At 68.3% G+C, this 14,999-nt stretch carries 17 protein-coding genes and 1 tRNA gene; 9 read left to right on the plus strand and 9 right to left on the minus strand.

The window, feature by feature from the left end:
* Positions 1–3: 3 nt before the first annotated feature.
* A complete protein-coding gene (locus ACIRG5_RS10925; RefSeq protein ID WP_402903347.1) occupies positions 4–648 on the minus strand; it encodes a GntR family transcriptional regulator in 645 nt (214 codons plus the stop codon).
* Positions 649–700: 52 nt separating this feature from the next.
* Here ACIRG5_RS10925 and ACIRG5_RS10930 point away from each other — a divergent pair, with 52 nt between their 5' ends.
* Complete coding sequence (locus ACIRG5_RS10930; protein WP_402903350.1) at positions 701–1,417, plus strand: haloacid dehalogenase type II; 717 nt, start codon at positions 701–703, stop codon at positions 1,415–1,417.
* A gap of 43 nt (positions 1,418–1,460) precedes the next feature.
* Here ACIRG5_RS10930 and ACIRG5_RS10935 read toward each other — a convergent pair whose 3' ends face one another.
* Positions 1,461–1,931: a GatB/YqeY domain-containing protein gene (locus ACIRG5_RS10935; RefSeq protein WP_402903352.1), complete on the minus strand. Its 471-nt coding sequence runs from the start codon at positions 1,929–1,931 to the stop codon at positions 1,461–1,463.
* Positions 1,932–1,999: 68 nt separating this feature from the next.
* Here ACIRG5_RS10935 and ACIRG5_RS10940 point away from each other — a divergent pair, with 68 nt between their 5' ends.
* The 5 genes from ACIRG5_RS10940 (at position 2,000) to ACIRG5_RS10960 (ending at position 4,816) form a co-directional block, all read left to right on the plus strand.
* Positions 2,000–2,953: a metallophosphoesterase gene (locus tag ACIRG5_RS10940; RefSeq protein WP_319976075.1), complete on the plus strand. Its 954-nt coding sequence runs from the start codon at positions 2,000–2,002 to the stop codon at positions 2,951–2,953.
* Positions 2,954–2,972: 19 nt separating this feature from the next.
* Positions 2,973–3,046 (plus strand) — tRNA-Pro (locus ACIRG5_RS10945).
* Between the two features lie 201 nt (positions 3,047–3,247).
* Positions 3,248–3,862: a hypothetical protein gene (locus ACIRG5_RS10950; protein ID WP_402903355.1), complete on the plus strand. Its 615-nt coding sequence runs from the start codon at positions 3,248–3,250 to the stop codon at positions 3,860–3,862.
* A gap of 416 nt (positions 3,863–4,278) precedes the next feature.
* Positions 4,279–4,506 (plus strand): hypothetical protein, encoded by a 228-nt coding sequence (locus tag ACIRG5_RS10955; protein ID WP_402903357.1) that lies wholly within the window; start codon positions 4,279–4,281, stop codon positions 4,504–4,506.
* A 10-nt stretch (positions 4,507–4,516) separates the two neighbouring features.
* A complete protein-coding gene (locus tag ACIRG5_RS10960) occupies positions 4,517–4,816 on the plus strand; it encodes an antibiotic biosynthesis monooxygenase family protein (protein ID WP_402903360.1) in 300 nt (99 codons plus the stop codon).
* Here ACIRG5_RS10960 and ACIRG5_RS10965 read toward each other — a convergent pair.
* Positions 4,806–5,285: a GAF domain-containing protein gene (locus ACIRG5_RS10965; RefSeq protein ID WP_402903362.1), complete on the minus strand. Its 480-nt coding sequence runs from the start codon at positions 5,283–5,285 to the stop codon at positions 4,806–4,808. The two genes, ACIRG5_RS10960 and ACIRG5_RS10965, sit on opposite strands and share 11 nt — an antisense overlap.
* A 281-nt stretch (positions 5,286–5,566) precedes the next feature.
* Here ACIRG5_RS10965 and ACIRG5_RS10970 point away from each other — a divergent pair, with 281 nt between their 5' ends.
* Together ACIRG5_RS10970 and ACIRG5_RS10975 are read left to right on the plus strand one after the other, a co-directional pair.
* On the plus strand, positions 5,567–7,378 hold the full coding sequence (locus tag ACIRG5_RS10970; protein ID WP_402903365.1) for a prolyl oligopeptidase family serine peptidase: 1,812 nt from the start codon (positions 5,567–5,569) through the stop codon (positions 7,376–7,378).
* Between the two features lie 188 nt (positions 7,379–7,566).
* On the plus strand, positions 7,567–8,517 hold the full coding sequence (locus tag ACIRG5_RS10975; protein WP_402903368.1) for a DUF4872 domain-containing protein: 951 nt from the start codon (positions 7,567–7,569) through the stop codon (positions 8,515–8,517).
* 4 nt (positions 8,518–8,521) lie between these two features.
* On the opposite strand, the gene ACIRG5_RS10980 is transcribed toward ACIRG5_RS10975, so the two are convergent.
* The 3 genes from ACIRG5_RS10980 to ACIRG5_RS10990 all read right to left on the minus strand — a co-directional run bounded on the left by ACIRG5_RS10980 (position 8,522) and on the right by ACIRG5_RS10990 (position 10,093).
* A complete protein-coding gene (locus ACIRG5_RS10980; RefSeq protein ID WP_402903370.1) occupies positions 8,522–8,998 on the minus strand; it encodes a Dps family protein in 477 nt (158 codons plus the stop codon).
* A gap of 15 nt (positions 8,999–9,013) precedes the next feature.
* Positions 9,014–9,436, minus strand: a complete 423-nt coding sequence (locus ACIRG5_RS10985) for an organic hydroperoxide resistance protein (RefSeq protein WP_065915251.1) — start codon at positions 9,434–9,436, stop codon at positions 9,014–9,016.
* A gap of 81 nt (positions 9,437–9,517) precedes the next feature.
* Positions 9,518–10,093, minus strand: coding sequence for an NADPH-dependent FMN reductase (locus ACIRG5_RS10990; protein ID WP_402903374.1), 576 nt, complete (start codon positions 10,091–10,093; stop codon positions 9,518–9,520).
* Positions 10,094–10,158: 65 nt separating this feature from the next.
* Here ACIRG5_RS10990 and ACIRG5_RS10995 point away from each other — a divergent pair, with 65 nt between their 5' ends.
* Entirely contained in the window at positions 10,159–11,211 is a 1,053-nt protein-coding gene (locus tag ACIRG5_RS10995) for an alpha/beta hydrolase (protein WP_402903377.1), read from the plus strand.
* Here ACIRG5_RS10995 and ACIRG5_RS11000 read toward each other — a convergent pair.
* From ACIRG5_RS11000 to ACIRG5_RS11010, 3 genes are read right to left on the minus strand one after another with little or no spacing between them, the layout of a single operon-like run.
* On the minus strand, positions 11,187–12,362 hold the full coding sequence (locus ACIRG5_RS11000) for an MFS transporter (protein WP_402903380.1): 1,176 nt from the start codon (positions 12,360–12,362) through the stop codon (positions 11,187–11,189). The two genes, ACIRG5_RS10995 and ACIRG5_RS11000, sit on opposite strands and share 25 nt — an antisense overlap.
* Positions 12,359–13,549, minus strand: a complete 1,191-nt coding sequence (locus ACIRG5_RS11005; RefSeq protein ID WP_402903383.1) for an MFS transporter — start codon at positions 13,547–13,549, stop codon at positions 12,359–12,361. The genes ACIRG5_RS11000 and ACIRG5_RS11005 overlap by 4 nt, the downstream gene beginning before the upstream one ends.
* A gap of 38 nt (positions 13,550–13,587) precedes the next feature.
* A complete protein-coding gene (locus ACIRG5_RS11010) occupies positions 13,588–14,994 on the minus strand; it encodes a gluconokinase (protein ID WP_402903386.1) in 1,407 nt (468 codons plus the stop codon).
* Between the last annotated feature and the right edge of the window lie 5 nt (positions 14,995–14,999).

Genomic DNA, 14,999 nt, shown 5'->3' on the forward strand with positions numbered 1-14,999 from the left:
CGCTCAGGCGAGCATCGCTTTGAGGCGCTGGACGCTCACGTCGACGTGGGCACGGATCTCGGCGACCGCCCTGGCGCGGTCGCCGAGACGGATGGCGTCGACGATGGCCTCGTGCTCCGCCACGACCTCCTCGGGCGTCTCGGACTTGCTGAGAACCGTGAGGTAGAAGCGCAGTTCCTTGGTCAGCGAGGCGAAGAACTCGTCCAGCCTCGTGCTGTCGAGCAGCGCGACGATCTTCTGGTGGAACGCGAGGTCGCGGTCGACGAGCCCGTGGCCGATCCGTGCGGCTTCTCGCAGATCTTCGAACGCGTCGGTGATCGCTTTGAGCTGCTCCGGGCGCGGGGCGCGGGCGATCGCGGCGGTCTCCAGCCGTTCGCGGGCGGTGTAGAGCGCCTCGATCTTCTCCGGCGTGGGCGCGATGACGACGGCGCCGCGGTTGACCTCGTAGCGGACCAGGCCGGTCAGCTCCAGGATCCGGACGGCCTCGCGGATGGTGTTGCGCGCGACCCCGAGCTCGGCCGCGATCGCGCTCTCCCTGAGCCTGTCACCAGGGCCGAAAGCACCGGCCATGATCCGTTCGGAGAGGCCGTCGGCCAGCTGCTGGGCCGTGGTGGTGCGGCGCACTTCGAGGCCGTCGAGGGCTGACATGTGGCCAGCTTAACGGGTTGCCCTACAGTTGAACTGTACTACAGTTCGAGTCATGGACCTGACAGCGTTCAAGGCGCTCAGCTTCGACTGCTACGGCACGCTCATCGACTGGGAGACCGGCATCGCCGCGGTGCTGTCACCGTGGGCGCGCGAACAAGGACTCTCGCTGTCCGACGAGGAACTGCTGCTCGCGTACGGCAAGCAGGAGGCGGCCGCACAGGCGGCGACGCCGTCCGCGCTGTACCCGGACCTGCTGGCGTCCGCGTTCCGGCTCATGGGCTCCGCCCTGGGGCGTGAGGTGAGCGACGAGTGGGCGCGCCGGCTGGGTGACTCGGTGCCGGACTGGCCGGCGTTCCCCGACTCCGCGGACGCGTTGGCGCGCCTGGCTTCCCGCTACCAGCTGATCATTCTGTCCAACGTGCACCGCGCCGGGTTCGCGGGCAGCAACCAGCAGTTGCGCGGGGACTTCGCGGCGATCATCACCGCGGAGGACGTCGGCGCGTACAAGCCCGCCGAGAACCACTTCCGGGCGCTGGACCGCGAGTTGGACTCGCTGGGCGTGAAGCGCTCGGAGCTGCTGCACGTGGCGCAGAGCCTGTTCCACGACCACGTTCCAGCCAAGCGGGAGGGGCTGCCGTCCGTGTGGATCAACCGGCGGCGCGACCGGCCGGGCTGGGGCGCGACACCGGAGCCGTCCGGCGACTACAGCTACGACCTGGAGTTCGGGTCGATGGGCGAGTTCGCGGACGCGGTCGACAAGGCGTTCTGAGTTGGGGTGCCGCAGCGGTCGTCCACCGCTGCGGCACTGCGTTCTAGCCTGCGAGCTTGGCCTTCACCGCGGCGGCCACCCGGCCACCCTCGGCGCGCCCGGCGACCTCGGCGTTGACGGCCTTCATGACCTGGCCCATCTGCTTCTGCCCCGGCGCCTCACCGAGCTGAGCGGCGACGGCGTCGAACGCCTTGTCCACAATGGACTGCAGCTCCGCGTCGTCGAGCTGCTTGGGAAGGTAGGTCTCCAGCACCGCGAGCTCCTGGCGCTCCAGGTCGGCCTTCTCGGCCCGCCCGGCACCGTCGAAGGCCTCAGCAGCCTCCTTGCGCTTCTTCGCCTCGCGCGAGAGGACCTTCACGACCTCGTCGTCGGAGAGCTCACGGGCCTGCTTGCCCGAGACCTCCTCGTTCGTGACGGCCGTGAGCGCCATCCGCAACGCACCGGCCGTGACGGTCTCCCGTGCCTTCATCGCGACAGTCAGGTCGTTCTTCAGCCGCGTCTTCAAGTCCGCCATGGCGCAGAACGGTACCGCCCTCCGGATGCCGCGCCGATCGAGTTAACGCCCTTCCGTACCCTTGACGCGTGAACAAGCTGGGCCGCGCCCTCCTCGCCACGACCGCTCTCGGCGCCGCGACCGTCGCGTACGCGGCGGGAATCGAGAGAAGGCACTGGACCCTGCGCACCGCCACGGTGCCGGTCCTGTCCCCCGGAGCCAAGCCGATCCGCGTGCTGCACATCTCAGACCTGCACATGACGCCGAACCAGGTGTCGAAGCAGCGCTGGGTCGCCGCGCTGGCCGACCTGAACCCGGACTTCGTGGTCAACACAGGCGACAACCTCGCGCACAAGGACGCCGTCCCCGGCACGTTGCGCGCGCTCGGCCCGTTGCTCGACAAGCCGGGCGTGTTCGTCTTCGGCAGCAACGACTACTACGCGCCGAGGCTCAAGAACCCGGTCCGCTACCTGCTGCCGTCGTCCAAGACCAAGCGCATCCACGGCGTGACGCTCCCGTGGCGCGACCTGCGCGCCGGCATGATCGAACGCGGCTGGGAGGACCTCACCCACCTCCGCAAGACCATCATGGTGAACGGCCAGGCCATCTTCTGCGCGGGCCTCGACGACCCGCACCTGAAGCGCGACCGCTACGCCGACATCGCAGGCGCCCCGGATCCCAGTGCCGCTCTGAGGCTGGGCGTCACGCACTCCCCCGAGCCGCGCGTGCTGGACCCGTTCGCCGCCGACGGCTACGACTTCGTGATGGCCGGCCACACGCACGGCGGCCAACTCCGCATCCCGTTCTACGGCGCAGTGGTGACGAACTGCGAACTGGACCGAGGCCGCGCCCGCGGAGTTTCGCGCTGGGGTTCGCACATGTGGATGAACGTGTCCGCCGGCATGGGCACTTCGCCGTACGCGCCGGTCCGGTTCTGCTGCCCACCGGAGGCTTCCCTGCTGACCTTGGTTCCGCGACCCGTTACGCCTGGTCAGGGGCGAAATGAGGGGGTCCGATTCGGAGCTGGCGCGGACATGATGTAGAGTTCTACATGTTCCCAGCCGGGGTGTGGCGCAGCTTGGTAGCGCGCTTCGTTCGGGACGAAGAGGTCGCAGGTTCAAATCCTGTCACCCCGATTGAATAACACAAATCAGCTCCCGTTCGCAGCAATGCGGATGGGAGCTGATTTGTTTTTGCGGCGCAATACGCAAGAACGAGCGGTGTGCTTGACGTGCCGACGCGCGATCACCCTGAGGCACCTTCTGAGTGAATCTCGTAACACACTGCGACCAGGGGCGATGTGGACGACTACACCGCCACTCCCGAAGAAGGTCACGATGTTCCACTTCGCCGCAATTGCCACCCTCGCGTCTGCATCCACCTTCGCCCTCGCGTCTTGCACCGGACCGAGCGCCGACACCAACAGCCCCGCACCCAGCCCGACACCGAGCAGCGCTCCGCCGACTTCACAGACGTCGGCGGCGCCCAAGAAGGCCTACACAGCGCAAGGCTTCCTCTCCAAGAAGCTCGGAGAGCTCTCCGGCTGGGACTGCACGTCCGACATCGAGTCGTGCTCGATCAAGTTCACCGTCGAGAAGATCGACGTGAACCCGAAGTGCACCACCTACGGCGCGCCACCCGCGAGCGGCCGAAAGACCTTGCTTCTGCACGTGTCGCTCACCACCGGAACCCTGAGCCAGGACGGGTCCTACCTCGCTCCGACCCTCTTCAACCCGTTCTCACTCAAAGGCCTGAGTCAGGACGGTTTCGTCCACGACGCCAAGCCCGGCTCGTGCACCGACCAACAGAACATGCTGTCCACCACGATCCTGCCGAACTCGCGCTACACGGGCACCGTGGAGGTCGAGGTGCCCGACTCGGCAACGTCCGTCGCGTCCGCACACGAGCCGACGAAGGACGGCGGTCGTGGGTGGGTGTGGGCGATCGTCTAGGAGAAGCCACTCCGACGCGGCCGCGAACGTGCACTGGCCCGATTCCATCTCAAACCGGAATCGGGCCAGCTCCTTTCGACCGTGAATTTGTCTCGCCTTTTGTTTGTCGACAAGTCGACCGGAAAGTCTCTTCACGCACAGGGCCAAAGGTCCTTCACGGTCACCGCGAAAAGTCATCAACACCCCCGATAGACCACCCGATCGTGTGACTCACCTCGACACGAGCAGCCGCAGACGCCACCGTCGTTCTATGACGGTGCGCCACCGTTCCGGGTCAAATAAACGGAACGACCACGTAGCGTTAACCCTTACGAGTGAAGGTTGACGGTTCAAGTGACGTTGCGTAACAGCGGTCTTGATCCAAACGACGAAGGCTGTGGTTCGTCCCTCGTTGAACAAGTCGGGAGATGTTAGTGATGGACTCCGCCTCCGCCGCCAATGCTTCTACCAGGCCGTGGATCGTCATAGCGGCCAAAGCAATTGTGGCGCTGCAGTCCCTGGGGATCGTTTACATGCTCACTTCCACCTGGGTGACCGTCGCCGTTGCCACCGGATTCGTGGTGGTTTTCCTCGCCATCAGGGCGCTGTCGCGTGCTGCGCGGCAGGTCGACCGGATCTTCGAGGAGGAGCTCGGCCGGCAATAGGCTCGGCACCATGCTGACGCGGGTGTCGGAGGCTCTGGTGAAGCCGGGCCGGGAGCAGGAGTTCGTCGCACGGGTGCGGGATCTGGTCGGGACGTTTCCCGAGATCTACGACGGACTGGTGGGGCACGAGGTGCTCATCGACCTCGCCGACCCGCTGCGCGTGCAGTACGTGAGCCGGTGGCGGGACGAGCAGGCGCTGGAGAACTACGCCGGTCCCGGCTGGCGCACCGATCCGGTGACGTTCCCGGACGAGGACGAGTACCTGCAGCGGCCGTTGGCGCTGCGGCACTTCCAGGACGTCAGTGGATGAAGCCCCGCGCGGGCAGGCCTTCCGGGAAGCGTTCGAGCGCCTCGCCGGCGGCCAGGGCCAGTGATTCCAGCGTTTCGGTCTCTTCGGGGGTCGCGGCGTGCGGGACGGCCCAATAGCAGCCGATGGCGCCGAGCGGTTCCGGGCGCAGGATCGGGGCCATCAGCAGGCTTCGCACAAAGGTCGGCCGATACGCTTCCTGAGGAATCCTCGAATCGAAGCGGATGTCCCTGATCGCCACGGTCTGGCGATTCAACATCGCCCAGCCGCTGATGCAGTTCACGGCGGGGAAGCGCTGGCCCTTCCACAGCGGGCTCATCGAGTCCTCGTCGGCGTAGTAGCAGAGGTCGCCGTCGAGCAGCACCAGCGTCGCACCGTGCGCGACCAGCGAAGACCTTGCCGTGGTGCGGACGATGCGTTGCACTTCCTCCAACGTGGGGGCCCCGGCGAGGCGATCAATCGTTGCGGACATGCGTCAACGTTAACTCTCGCGGAACCCCACACCTAGAATTTCTGGCTCGATTCAACTAATCAGCGGCAGTTCCTCGGCCTGTGGCCTGGTGACAAAGAATGCTGGTGCTTTGCAACAATCCACCGCCTCACGGCCGGGCGCGTCGCAAGCACGAGGTTCAGCGTGTTCAGCGGGCCCGAAGCCCGTGCCCAGGCGGCGGGCGGTGCGGTGGCGTATCCCACTGTGGTGGTTGTGTCAGGTGGAATCCCCCCAGAACCGACCGCTGACTCTAGTGTTGAAGCGTGACCACGCACCCTTCTCCCGAGATTCCGGACCAGCTCTTCGAGGACGCGGCCGCCGAGACCCGGTGGCGTGAGCGGTTCACCGCTCCCCGGATGAGCCTGCCCGGATGGGCCGACGACGCACCGGACCGCACCCTGTACGTCTCCAACGCGAGTGGCGTGTGGGAGATCTACTCCTGGGACCGCGAAACGGACGAGCACCGCAAGGTCACCGACCGTCCGAACGGCACGTCGCACGCCACGCTGAACCCGGACGGCACCGAGATCTGGTGGTTCGACGACCACGACGGCGACGAGTTCGGCGTCTGGGTGCGCGAGCCGTTCAAGGCCGACGGCAGCAAGGCGGAGCCCGCGGTCGCCGACGTGACCCCCGGCTACCCGGCGGGTCTGGAGATCGGCCGCACCGTCACGGCCGTGGCCGCGTCGACCGACGACGGAACCACGGTGTGGTTGGCGCGCAACGGCAAGAGCGAGGTGCTCTACCAGCACGTCAACGACGCCGGCGTCACCGCGCTGTCCAAGGACGAGTCGATCGTCGTGATCGCGCACTCCGAGCACGGCGACAACCGGCACATGGCCCTGCGCGCGCTCAACGCGGAGAACGGCGAGACGATCGCCGAGAAGTGGGACGGCAAGGGCAAGGGCCTCGACGCCATCTCGTTCAGCCCGGTGCGCGGCGACCAGCGGCTGCTGGTGCTGCACGAGCGCCGCGGCCGCGAGGAGCTGCTGATCTGGGACGCCGCCGCCGGCACCGAGCAGGAGATCGTCCTCGACCTGCCGGGTGAGGTCTCCGCCGACTGGTACCCGGACGCGTCCGCGTTGCTGATCGTGCACACCCACCACGCCCGCAACACCGCGCACCGCTACGACCTCGCGACCGGCGAACTGTCCACTCTGGACACCGCACCCGGCGTGATCGGCTCGGCGGGCGTGCGTCCGGACGGCACGATCGAGTACTCCTGGTCGTCCGCCGAGAGGTCCACGGTCATCCGCGCGCTGGCCACCGACGGCACCGAACGCGTGCTGGTCGAGCCCGCCGGCGCCAAGCCCGCGACGTCCGCGCCGCTGGAGGACGTGTTCGTCGGCGACGTGCACGCGCTGGTCTCGAAGCCCGAGGGCGAGGGCCCGTTCCCGACCGTCTTCCTGATCCACGGCGGCCCGCACTCCTCCGACGAGGACCGCTTCTCCGCCTACCGCGCGGTGTGGCTCGACGCCGGGTTCGCCACCGTGCACGTGAACTACCGCGGCTCCAGCGGCTACGGCTCGAAGTGGCGTGACGCCATCGAGGGCAGGCCGGGCATCACGGAGCTCGAGGACATTGCCGCCGTGCACGACTGGGCGGTCGAGTCGGGCCTCACCGACCCGTCGAAGTCGGTCCTCAACGGCGCCTCGTGGGGCGGCTACCTGACCCTGCTCGGCATCGGCACCCAGCCGGAACGCTGGACCGTCGGCGTCGCGGGCGTCCCGGTGGCGGACTACTTCGCCGCCTACGAGGACGAGATGGAACCGCTGCGGGCGTTCGACCGCGCGCTGTTCGGCGGCTCCCCCGAGGAACTGCCCGAGCTGTACGAGGAGTGCTCGCCGCTCACGTACGTCGACCAGGTCACCGCTCCGGTGCTGATCCTCGCGGGCGAGAACGACCCGCGCTGCCCGATCCGGCAGATCGACAACTACCTCGACGCGCTCGCGGCCCGTGACCACGCCTACGAGATGTACCGCTACGACGCGGGCCACGGCTCGTTGGTCGTCGCCGAGACGATCCGTCAGACGGCGGCCGAAGTGGACTTCGCACGGCGGCATCTCGCGAAGTAACCTGGTGACGGCGCCGCCGAGCGCCTCACCTCCTGATCGGTCACCCACGCTGGCCGGCGTCGCGGAGGCAAAGGGGACTCCTGTCCTCCCGGCGCCGGTCAGTCGTGTCTGTCGTGTGCACGAACGCAGCCCGGACGAGCAGAGCCAGGCGTGGGGAACGGCTTCAGCGCGTCCGCGAAAGGCACGCCATGACCGAGCAGAAGTCGTTCAAACGCCTGGTCCGCGCCCGGATGGAGCGCACCGGTGAGTCGTACACCACCGCCCGCAGGCACGTGCTGAAGGACGCGCGGCCCACCGGGCAGATGCACGACTCCTGGCTGCTGCGGGAGATGCTCGACGACGAGTGGTCCGAGGCGATGCTCGCTGGGCTCGCCGGCGGCATCGGGTTCATGTACTTCGTGTTCGAGTACAAGGGCCACACGCCGACCATGACGATCGTCGCGCGGCACCACCCCGCGCCGTTCATCCCGACCGCGCTCGCGCACGCCGACATCGCGCACGACGTCACCAGCACGACCTCGGCGCGCAAGGCCGAGAAGCAGCTCCGCGATGCCGACGGGCCGGTGATCTGCTTGCTGGGCAAGGAGAAGCACCCGGTCGGGGTGCTCGGAACTGACGGCGACACGGTCACCGTGCACAACTACGGGACCAGTGTGCAGCCGCTCGCCGAGTTCATGACGAGCTGGGGTCAGGGCAGGCACGAGATGATCAGCATCGGGGAACGGACGGGCGCGCCGGACGTCGCCGCGGCCGTCCGGATGACGTGCGAGCACCTCACCGGGCCGGTGCTGGGCAACAACTTCGACGTGAACTTCGGCTTCTCCGGCATGCGCAAGCTCGCGGAGCAGTTGCGCGACAAGGGGAAGAAGGGCTGGGCCCAGCGCTGGGCAGACGACCCCGGGTTCGTGAAGCAGCGGTTGCACAACTGCCTGGAGGTCGAGTACACCGCGCCCGGAGCGACGCGGCCGCTCTACGCCGAGTTCCTCGACGAAGCCGGACTGCCTGGTGCACAGGAGTTTCGTGAGTCCGGGAGGCTCTGGTCGGAGATCGCGAACGGTGGCGACTACGACGACCTGGCCGACAAAGTGGACGAGGCCCGTTCCATCGAGGAACGGGCCATCCGTCAGCTGATGCTCTGAGCCGTCAGGCCGACTGGGCCTGCCACATCCAGTGCGCCTGCTCCAGTTCCTGCGTGATGCCGATCAGCAGGTCCTGGGTGACGAGGTCGGGCTTGTCGGTCTCGTCGATGCGGGCACGCATGCGGGAGATCAGCGACGCCAGTGAAGTCGTGATCGACTCGACGACCTGGTCCTCCTTCAGCCAGCCGGACGCGATCTCGGGCACGCCGGACGACGCGGCGATGGTCTTCGCCGTGCCGTTCGGCGTGACGCCGAGAGCGGCCGCCCGCTCGGCTACCTGGTCGGCGGCGTTGCGCGCCAGGACGACCAGTTCGTCGAGCTGAAGGTGGACGCTGCGGAAGTTCTTGCCGATCACGTTCCAGTGCGCCTGCTTCCCGATCAGGGACAGGTCGACGAGGTCCACGAGTGTCGCCTGCAGGATCTTGCCCACCGCGTCGCGGTCGGCGTCAGCCAGTGGGCTGGTGATCGGGTTCTTGGCCATGGTGAAACGCGCCTCCTAGACGGTGACGGTGAGCGCCACCTCGATGTTGCCGCGCGTCGCGTTGGAGTACGGGCAGACCTGGTGGGCCTGCTCGACGAGCTTCTCCGCGACCGCCTGGTCGAGTCCGGGGATCTTCACCGCGAGCTCGACGGCCAACTGGAAGCCGCCGGCGCCGTTGGAGCCGATCCCCACCTTGGCGGTTACCTCGGAAGAAGCGACCTGAATCTTCCCGGCGCGCGCGACGGCTGCGATAGCGGAGTTGAAGCAAGCCGAGTAACCGGCCGCGAACAGCTGCTCCGGGTTGGTCGCGTCGCCGCCGGGACCGCCCATCTCCTTGGGGACCGACAGGACCTCGTCGATCACACCGTCGGACGAGCGAACCTCGCCGTTGCGGCCTTCGCCGTAAGCAGTCGCCTCAGCCGTGTACAGCGCTTCCATTCCGCTCTCCCTTGAGTCAGTGACCAATGCCTTTCACTCAGGGAGAACGCATCGCGCACGACTTAAATGCCCCGTCGTGACTCAGTTCACGTCGAGTTGAGACGCCTGCCGCAGTGCGAACTCGGCGACCTGGCGGCCGATCACCCGGAGATTCCGGTCGACGTCGACGTCCGAGCAGGCACCGTCGCCGTCGAACTTGACCTGCGCGGAGTTGATCGCGGCACCCAGCGGCGTCGGCCAGCCGCGCAGCGCGTGCACGATCGAGCGCACCGCTGCCAGCGTGTTCACCGCGGCCTGCCAGCCGTACGCGGCGGTGATGGTGCCGACCGCGCGACCGTCGAGGTACGGGCGTTCGTCGTCGCGGAGGTCCTCGATGTAGTCGAGGGCGTTCTTGACCAGGCCGGACACGGTGCCGTGGTAGCCGGGCGACACGACGATCACGCCGTCGCACCTGCGCAGGTCCTCGACCATCTTCATGGCGATGTCCGTGCGATCCGGCACCGACGGGTCGTAGAACGGAAGCACCAGGTCAGGGCCGCTGTATTGGATCGTCTGCGCACCAAGTTCGCGCGCGCCCTCCAGAGCCACCCGCAGCGCCCGCTCGGACTGCGAGTCGGACCTGATCGAGCCCCCGATGCCCACCACCGTCACCGTCATGACAACGATCCTTCCACCTCCAGATACCTGGAGATCCAGCACTACTCGCGAGTAACCTGCAACACATGTCGAACTTCCAGGCGACCGTGATGGCCGGTGCTCTGCGCTTCGCCTTCGGTCTCCCCGGCCCTGTGCGCCGCCTCATCGCCGGCAGCCCGATCCGCCTGGACGGCCAGGACCTGCACCCCGAGGCGCAGTTGCTGCTCAGGCTCCAGCAGGTGACCGGGACGGAGTGGCGCACGAAGACAGCATCCGAGAGCCGACTGGACCTGGAGTTGAGTTCGAAGCTCGTGGCCGGCCCGAAGATCACCGGGGTGGGTGCGCGCGACCTCACGATCGGGGAGTTCGCCGGGCGCCTCTACACGCCGGACGGCCTCGCGGACGGCTCGCCGCTGTTGATCTTCTACCACGGTGGCGGCTGGGTGACCGGAAGCCTCGACAGCCACGACAACCTGTGCCGCTTCCTCTCCAGGGAGGCCGGTGTCCGGGTGCTCGCGGCCGACTACCGGCTCGCCCCGGAGGCCCCGTTCCCGGCCGCGGCCGACGACGCCGCCGAGGTGCTGCGCTACGCGATCGCCAAGGCCGAGGACCTGGGCATCGACCCGAAGCGGATCGCACTCGGCGGGGACAGCGCGGGCGGCAACCTCGCCGCGGTGACGGCGCACGCCGCCGAGATCGACCTGGCGTTCCTGCTGCTCTTCTACCCCGGCGTGGACGCGTCGGTGCGCCGCCGGTCGCGCGAGATCTTCGGCAACGGGTTCTTCCTGACCGACGAGAAGATGGACTGGTTCCTCGACCAGTACACCGAGGGCGGCAAGGACCGGCACGACCCGCGTCTGTCGATCATGCTGGCCGAGGACCTGTCGAAGCTGCCCCCGACCTACATCGCGACCGCGGGCTACGACCCGTTGCGCGACGAGGGCGAGGCCTTCGCGGAACGACTGGCGGCCGAGGGCGTGCCGGTGGTGCTGCGCAGGCACGAGGGCCTGTTCCACGGCTTCGCGAACGTGCTCGGCGTCGGCGGGATCTTCCGCGAGGCCGTGTCCGAGGCCGTGGGCGCGCTGCGGACCGGTCTCGCGCTGGCCAACTCCGCTCAGGACGTGGCCGAGACCGCCTGACGCTGCCTCGACAACGCCCAGCCGACGCCGGCGACCACCAGTCCGGCGAGTCCGGCGACGACGAAGCCGAGCGGGGGCCCGCTGTGGTCCACGGCAAGCCCGGCGAGCGGCTGACCTGCGGCGACGCCGAACGTGAACGCGGAACCCTGCAGCCCGAGAGCCAGCCCGCGCGCCGTGGGTGGGGCGCTCTTCGCGATCTGCTCGGACGAGGCCGTGATCGTCGGCGCGCACGCGAGGTTCATCGGGATCAAAGCGAGTGCCAGCAACCACACGCTGCCGTCGCCGAGGCCGACCGGTATCTCCAGCAACGCCATGCACGCCAGCAACACGACACCGGTCGGCACCCGTTTGAGGGTGCCGTAGAAGAGCCCGCCGAGAGCCGATGCCGCGCACATCACGAAGAAGATCAGCCCGAGCCAGCTCTGCTGACCCGTGCGCTCCAGTGAGGCGATCGCGGAGATCTCCATGCCGGACAGCACCATCGTGGCGCCGAACGGGATGATCAACGCGGCGATCATCGGGCCGCGCAGCCACTCCCGCAGCTTCGGAGGCGAGCCCTCGACGGCGTCGTCCTCGTGCAGCAGCACCGGGTTCACGGCGAACAGCACCGCGCTCGCGGTCAGGATCGCCAGGCCGATCACGACGAGCGCCGTGCCGGTCGAGAACTTCGTCGCGATCAGCACGCCCGCCGCTGGCCCGACCATGAACGACAGCTCTACCGAGATCGAGTCCAGCGAGAACGCGGGCCTGCGCTGGGGTTCGGGCACGATCGCGGTGAGCGCCTGCCGTCCGATCGACATCACCGGCACCGCGACGAGCCCGTTGGCGAACGCCAGCACGAGCAGCACGTAGTAGTCCATGAACGGCGCCGACAGCCAGAAGGCGCCTTCGAGCACGCTGAGCGCCAGCACGAACCGCAAGCCCAAGCTGTCGACCAGCTTGCCCATCAACGGCGACCCGAGACCGAGACCGATCATGGTCGCGAAGCCCACCGTGCCGGCCGCCGCGTAGCCCTTGTCGAGCGTGGTGACGACGTGCAGCGTCACCGTGACGCCCGCCGCCGTCGGGGGGATCCTGGCGAACAACATCAGCAGCATCAGGGGACGAACCCCCGGCAGCGCCAGGACCGACTTGAACGGGGCGAGGTTCACGAGGACATCGTCACCCCGGTGGCAACCGGTTTGCTCTGCCGGGCGAGCAGCCAGGCGACGCCCGCGACCAGCAGCCCGACCACGCCGACGATCGCGAACCCCGCGGCAGCTCCCCTGCTGTCGATCGCGACGCCGGCGACCGGTGCGCCGATCGCGCTGCCCACGGTGAACGCCGACCCCTGCAGGCCGAGTGCCAGGCCACGGGCAGTGGGCGGCGCAAGCTTGCTGATGTGCTCACCGGACGCGGCGATCAACGGCGCGCACATGAGGTTCATCGGCACGAGGAGCAGGCACAGCAGCAGCACGTTGCCGTCGCCCAGACCCACCGGAATCTCCAGGGCGGCCATGAGCACCAGCAACACCAGGACACTCGGCACCCTCTTCACGCCGCCGTAGACCAGACCGCCCACGATCGACGCCGCGCACATCGCGAAGAACACCGCGCCCAGCCAGCTCTGCTTGCCGATGTGCTCCAGCGACGCGATCGCCGAGACCTCCATGCCCGCGAGGCACACCGTCGCCCCGACGCACACGACCAGCACGCCGACGATCCGTCCGCGCATCCACTCGAGGATCTTCGGCTGCGGCCCGTCGACGACCTCGTCCTCGTGCACCATCGGCGGGTTCGCCCAGTACAGGAGCACTCCGGCGACCAGGATCGTGCCGCCGATGAACAGCAGCGCGGCGTTCGTGGAGAACTTCGTCGCGACGAACACGCCGAGCGCGGGCCCGCCCATGAACGACAGCTCGACCGAGATCGAGTCCACCGACAACGCGACCCGGCGCCGGCTCTCCGGCACGAGCGCGGTGATGACCTGCCGTCCGATCGACATCATCGGCACGCCGAGCAGCCCGACGCAGAACGACGTCACGAGCAACGTCCAGTAGCCCATCAGCGGCGCCGTCAGCCAGAACGCCGCCGAGGCCGTGACGCTCACCGCCAACATGGACCGCAGGCCACGCGCGTCGATCAGCCTGCCCATCAGCGGGGCGCCCAGCCCCATGCCGATCGTGCCCGCCGCCCCGACCAGGCCCGCCGCGCCGTAGCCCCGGTCCAGCGTGACCGCGACGTGCAGCGTCAGGATCACGCCCGTTGCCGCCGGAGGCATCCTCGCGAAGAACATCAGCAGTGCGAACGGACGGACTCTGGGCAGCATCAGCACGTGCTTGAAGGGGGCGAGGTCCACACCGCCATCCTCACGCGGATGGCAAAAGGTTTTCTTTGCTAACGATGTGATTCGCCGTACAGGTCTTCCAGCGCCCGGTACGCCTTCACGACGAACGGCCGTGCGTTCACGTACCTCTCGATGGCGTCTTCGTCCGGTGTGATCGTCTGCGTCGGCTGTACGAGGTCGACGGTCAGCGACTCGATCTCGCTCAGCGCCCGCCACGCCAGCAAGGCGGCGCCCACGGCCGAACCGCCGCTGTCCTCGGTGAGGTGCAACGGCATGCCGAGCGTGTTCGCCAGCGTCTGGGCCCAGATCGGGGCGCGGAACGCTCCGCCGGTGATCCTCAGCGAGTCGACCCGCGGCACGGCGTCCAGCACGAGCGCCAACTGCTGGCACACACCCTCGACCAGTGCCTTGGTGATCTGCGCAGGGGTGTGTTCGCGACGGAGGCCGAGCAACGCGGCGTGTGCCGTCGGATCCCACCACGGCGCACGCTCGCCCAGCAGATACGGCAGCGCGACGAGACCGTCGGAGTCGACGTCGGCGGCCTGCTGAAGAAGCTCGCCGACCGGGACGTTGAACGTCTCCGCCGCCCACTGGGCGACCACGCCGCCGTTGCTGATCGCGCCGCCACGAACCCAAAGGCCCTCGCCGATCGCGTAGCTGAAGGTGCGCCCTTCCTCGTCGACGCCGGGTCCCTGCTGCGCCACGCGGAGCGCACCCGAGGTGCCGAGCGAGACCGCGCCGGCTCCCGGAGTGGCCGCGCCGACACCGAGGTTGCCCAACGGCCCGTCGCCACCGCCGACGATCACCGGAATGCCCTTGCGCAGGCCGGGAATCTCGGCCGTCAGAGGCGTCGAGTGGGTGGGCTCGACCAGTGGCGGCAACTGGTCCGCGGTGACGCCGGCGAACTCCAGCGACGGCTCGTGCCACTGCAGGGTGTGGATGTTCATCAGGCCCGTGCCGGAGCCGGACGAGTGCTCGTTGAGCAACTCGCCGGTCAGGTGCAGGTGCACGAAGTCCTTGATCTCGCACCACTTCGCGGCGCGGACGCCGTTCTCGTGGAACCAGGCGAGCTTCATCAGCGGCGTGAACGAGTGGATCGGCGCACCGGTCTGCTGGTGCAGTTCACGTCCCTCGGCCGTGCCCCGCAGGCGTTCGGTCTGCTCGACCGCGCGGTTGTCGGCCCAGCTCAGCGCGTCCGTGACCGGCGTCAGGTCCGAGTCCAGGCCCATGATCGAGTGCATCGCGCCGGTCAACGCGATCGCGCGAACGTCCTCCGAAGCCAGCTCACGCAGTGCGTCGAGAGCGGCGTCGAGCACCTGCTTGGGGTCGTGCGTGGCTTCGAGACCGCTGGTGCGCATGGGATAGGCGCGTTCGGTCGACGCGACGACGCGAGCCTGCGCGTCCACCGCCACGACCTTGGTCGCCGTCGTACCGAGGTCCACCGCGAGAACGAGCATGACCC

Origin of the sequence: Lentzea sp. NPDC102401 (assembly GCF_044765805.1) — a bacterium.
Lineage (GTDB): Bacteria > Actinomycetota > Actinomycetes > Mycobacteriales > Pseudonocardiaceae > Lentzea > Lentzea sokolovensis.

Coding starts and splice junctions, on each gene's coding strand:
- ACIRG5_RS10960 (WP_402903360.1), top strand. CDS start 4,517: ATGCTGACGCGGGTGTCGGAGGCTCTGGTGAAGCCGGGCCGGGAGCAG.
- ACIRG5_RS10985 (WP_065915251.1), bottom strand. CDS start 9,436: ATGGAAGCGCTGTACACGGCTGAGGCGACTGCTTACGGCGAAGGCCGC.
- ACIRG5_RS11010 (WP_402903386.1), bottom strand. CDS start 14,994: ATGCTCGTTCTCGCGGTGGACCTCGGTACGACGGCGACCAAGGTCGTG.
- ACIRG5_RS10965 (WP_402903362.1), bottom strand. CDS start 5,285: ATGTCCGCAACGATTGATCGCCTCGCCGGGGCCCCCACGTTGGAGGAA.
- ACIRG5_RS10975 (WP_402903368.1), top strand. CDS start 7,567: ATGACCGAGCAGAAGTCGTTCAAACGCCTGGTCCGCGCCCGGATGGAG.
- ACIRG5_RS10930 (WP_402903350.1), top strand. CDS start 701: ATGGACCTGACAGCGTTCAAGGCGCTCAGCTTCGACTGCTACGGCACG.
- ACIRG5_RS10990 (WP_402903374.1), bottom strand. CDS start 10,093: ATGACGGTGACGGTGGTGGGCATCGGGGGCTCGATCAGGTCCGACTCG.
- ACIRG5_RS10950 (WP_402903355.1), top strand. CDS start 3,248: ATGTTCCACTTCGCCGCAATTGCCACCCTCGCGTCTGCATCCACCTTC.
- ACIRG5_RS10995 (WP_402903377.1), top strand. CDS start 10,159: ATGTCGAACTTCCAGGCGACCGTGATGGCCGGTGCTCTGCGCTTCGCC.
- ACIRG5_RS10955 (WP_402903357.1), top strand. CDS start 4,279: ATGGACTCCGCCTCCGCCGCCAATGCTTCTACCAGGCCGTGGATCGTC.
- ACIRG5_RS10980 (WP_402903370.1), bottom strand. CDS start 8,998: ATGGCCAAGAACCCGATCACCAGCCCACTGGCTGACGCCGACCGCGAC.
- ACIRG5_RS10925 (WP_402903347.1), bottom strand. CDS start 648: ATGTCAGCCCTCGACGGCCTCGAAGTGCGCCGCACCACCACGGCCCAG.
- ACIRG5_RS10935 (WP_402903352.1), bottom strand. CDS start 1,931: ATGGCGGACTTGAAGACGCGGCTGAAGAACGACCTGACTGTCGCGATG.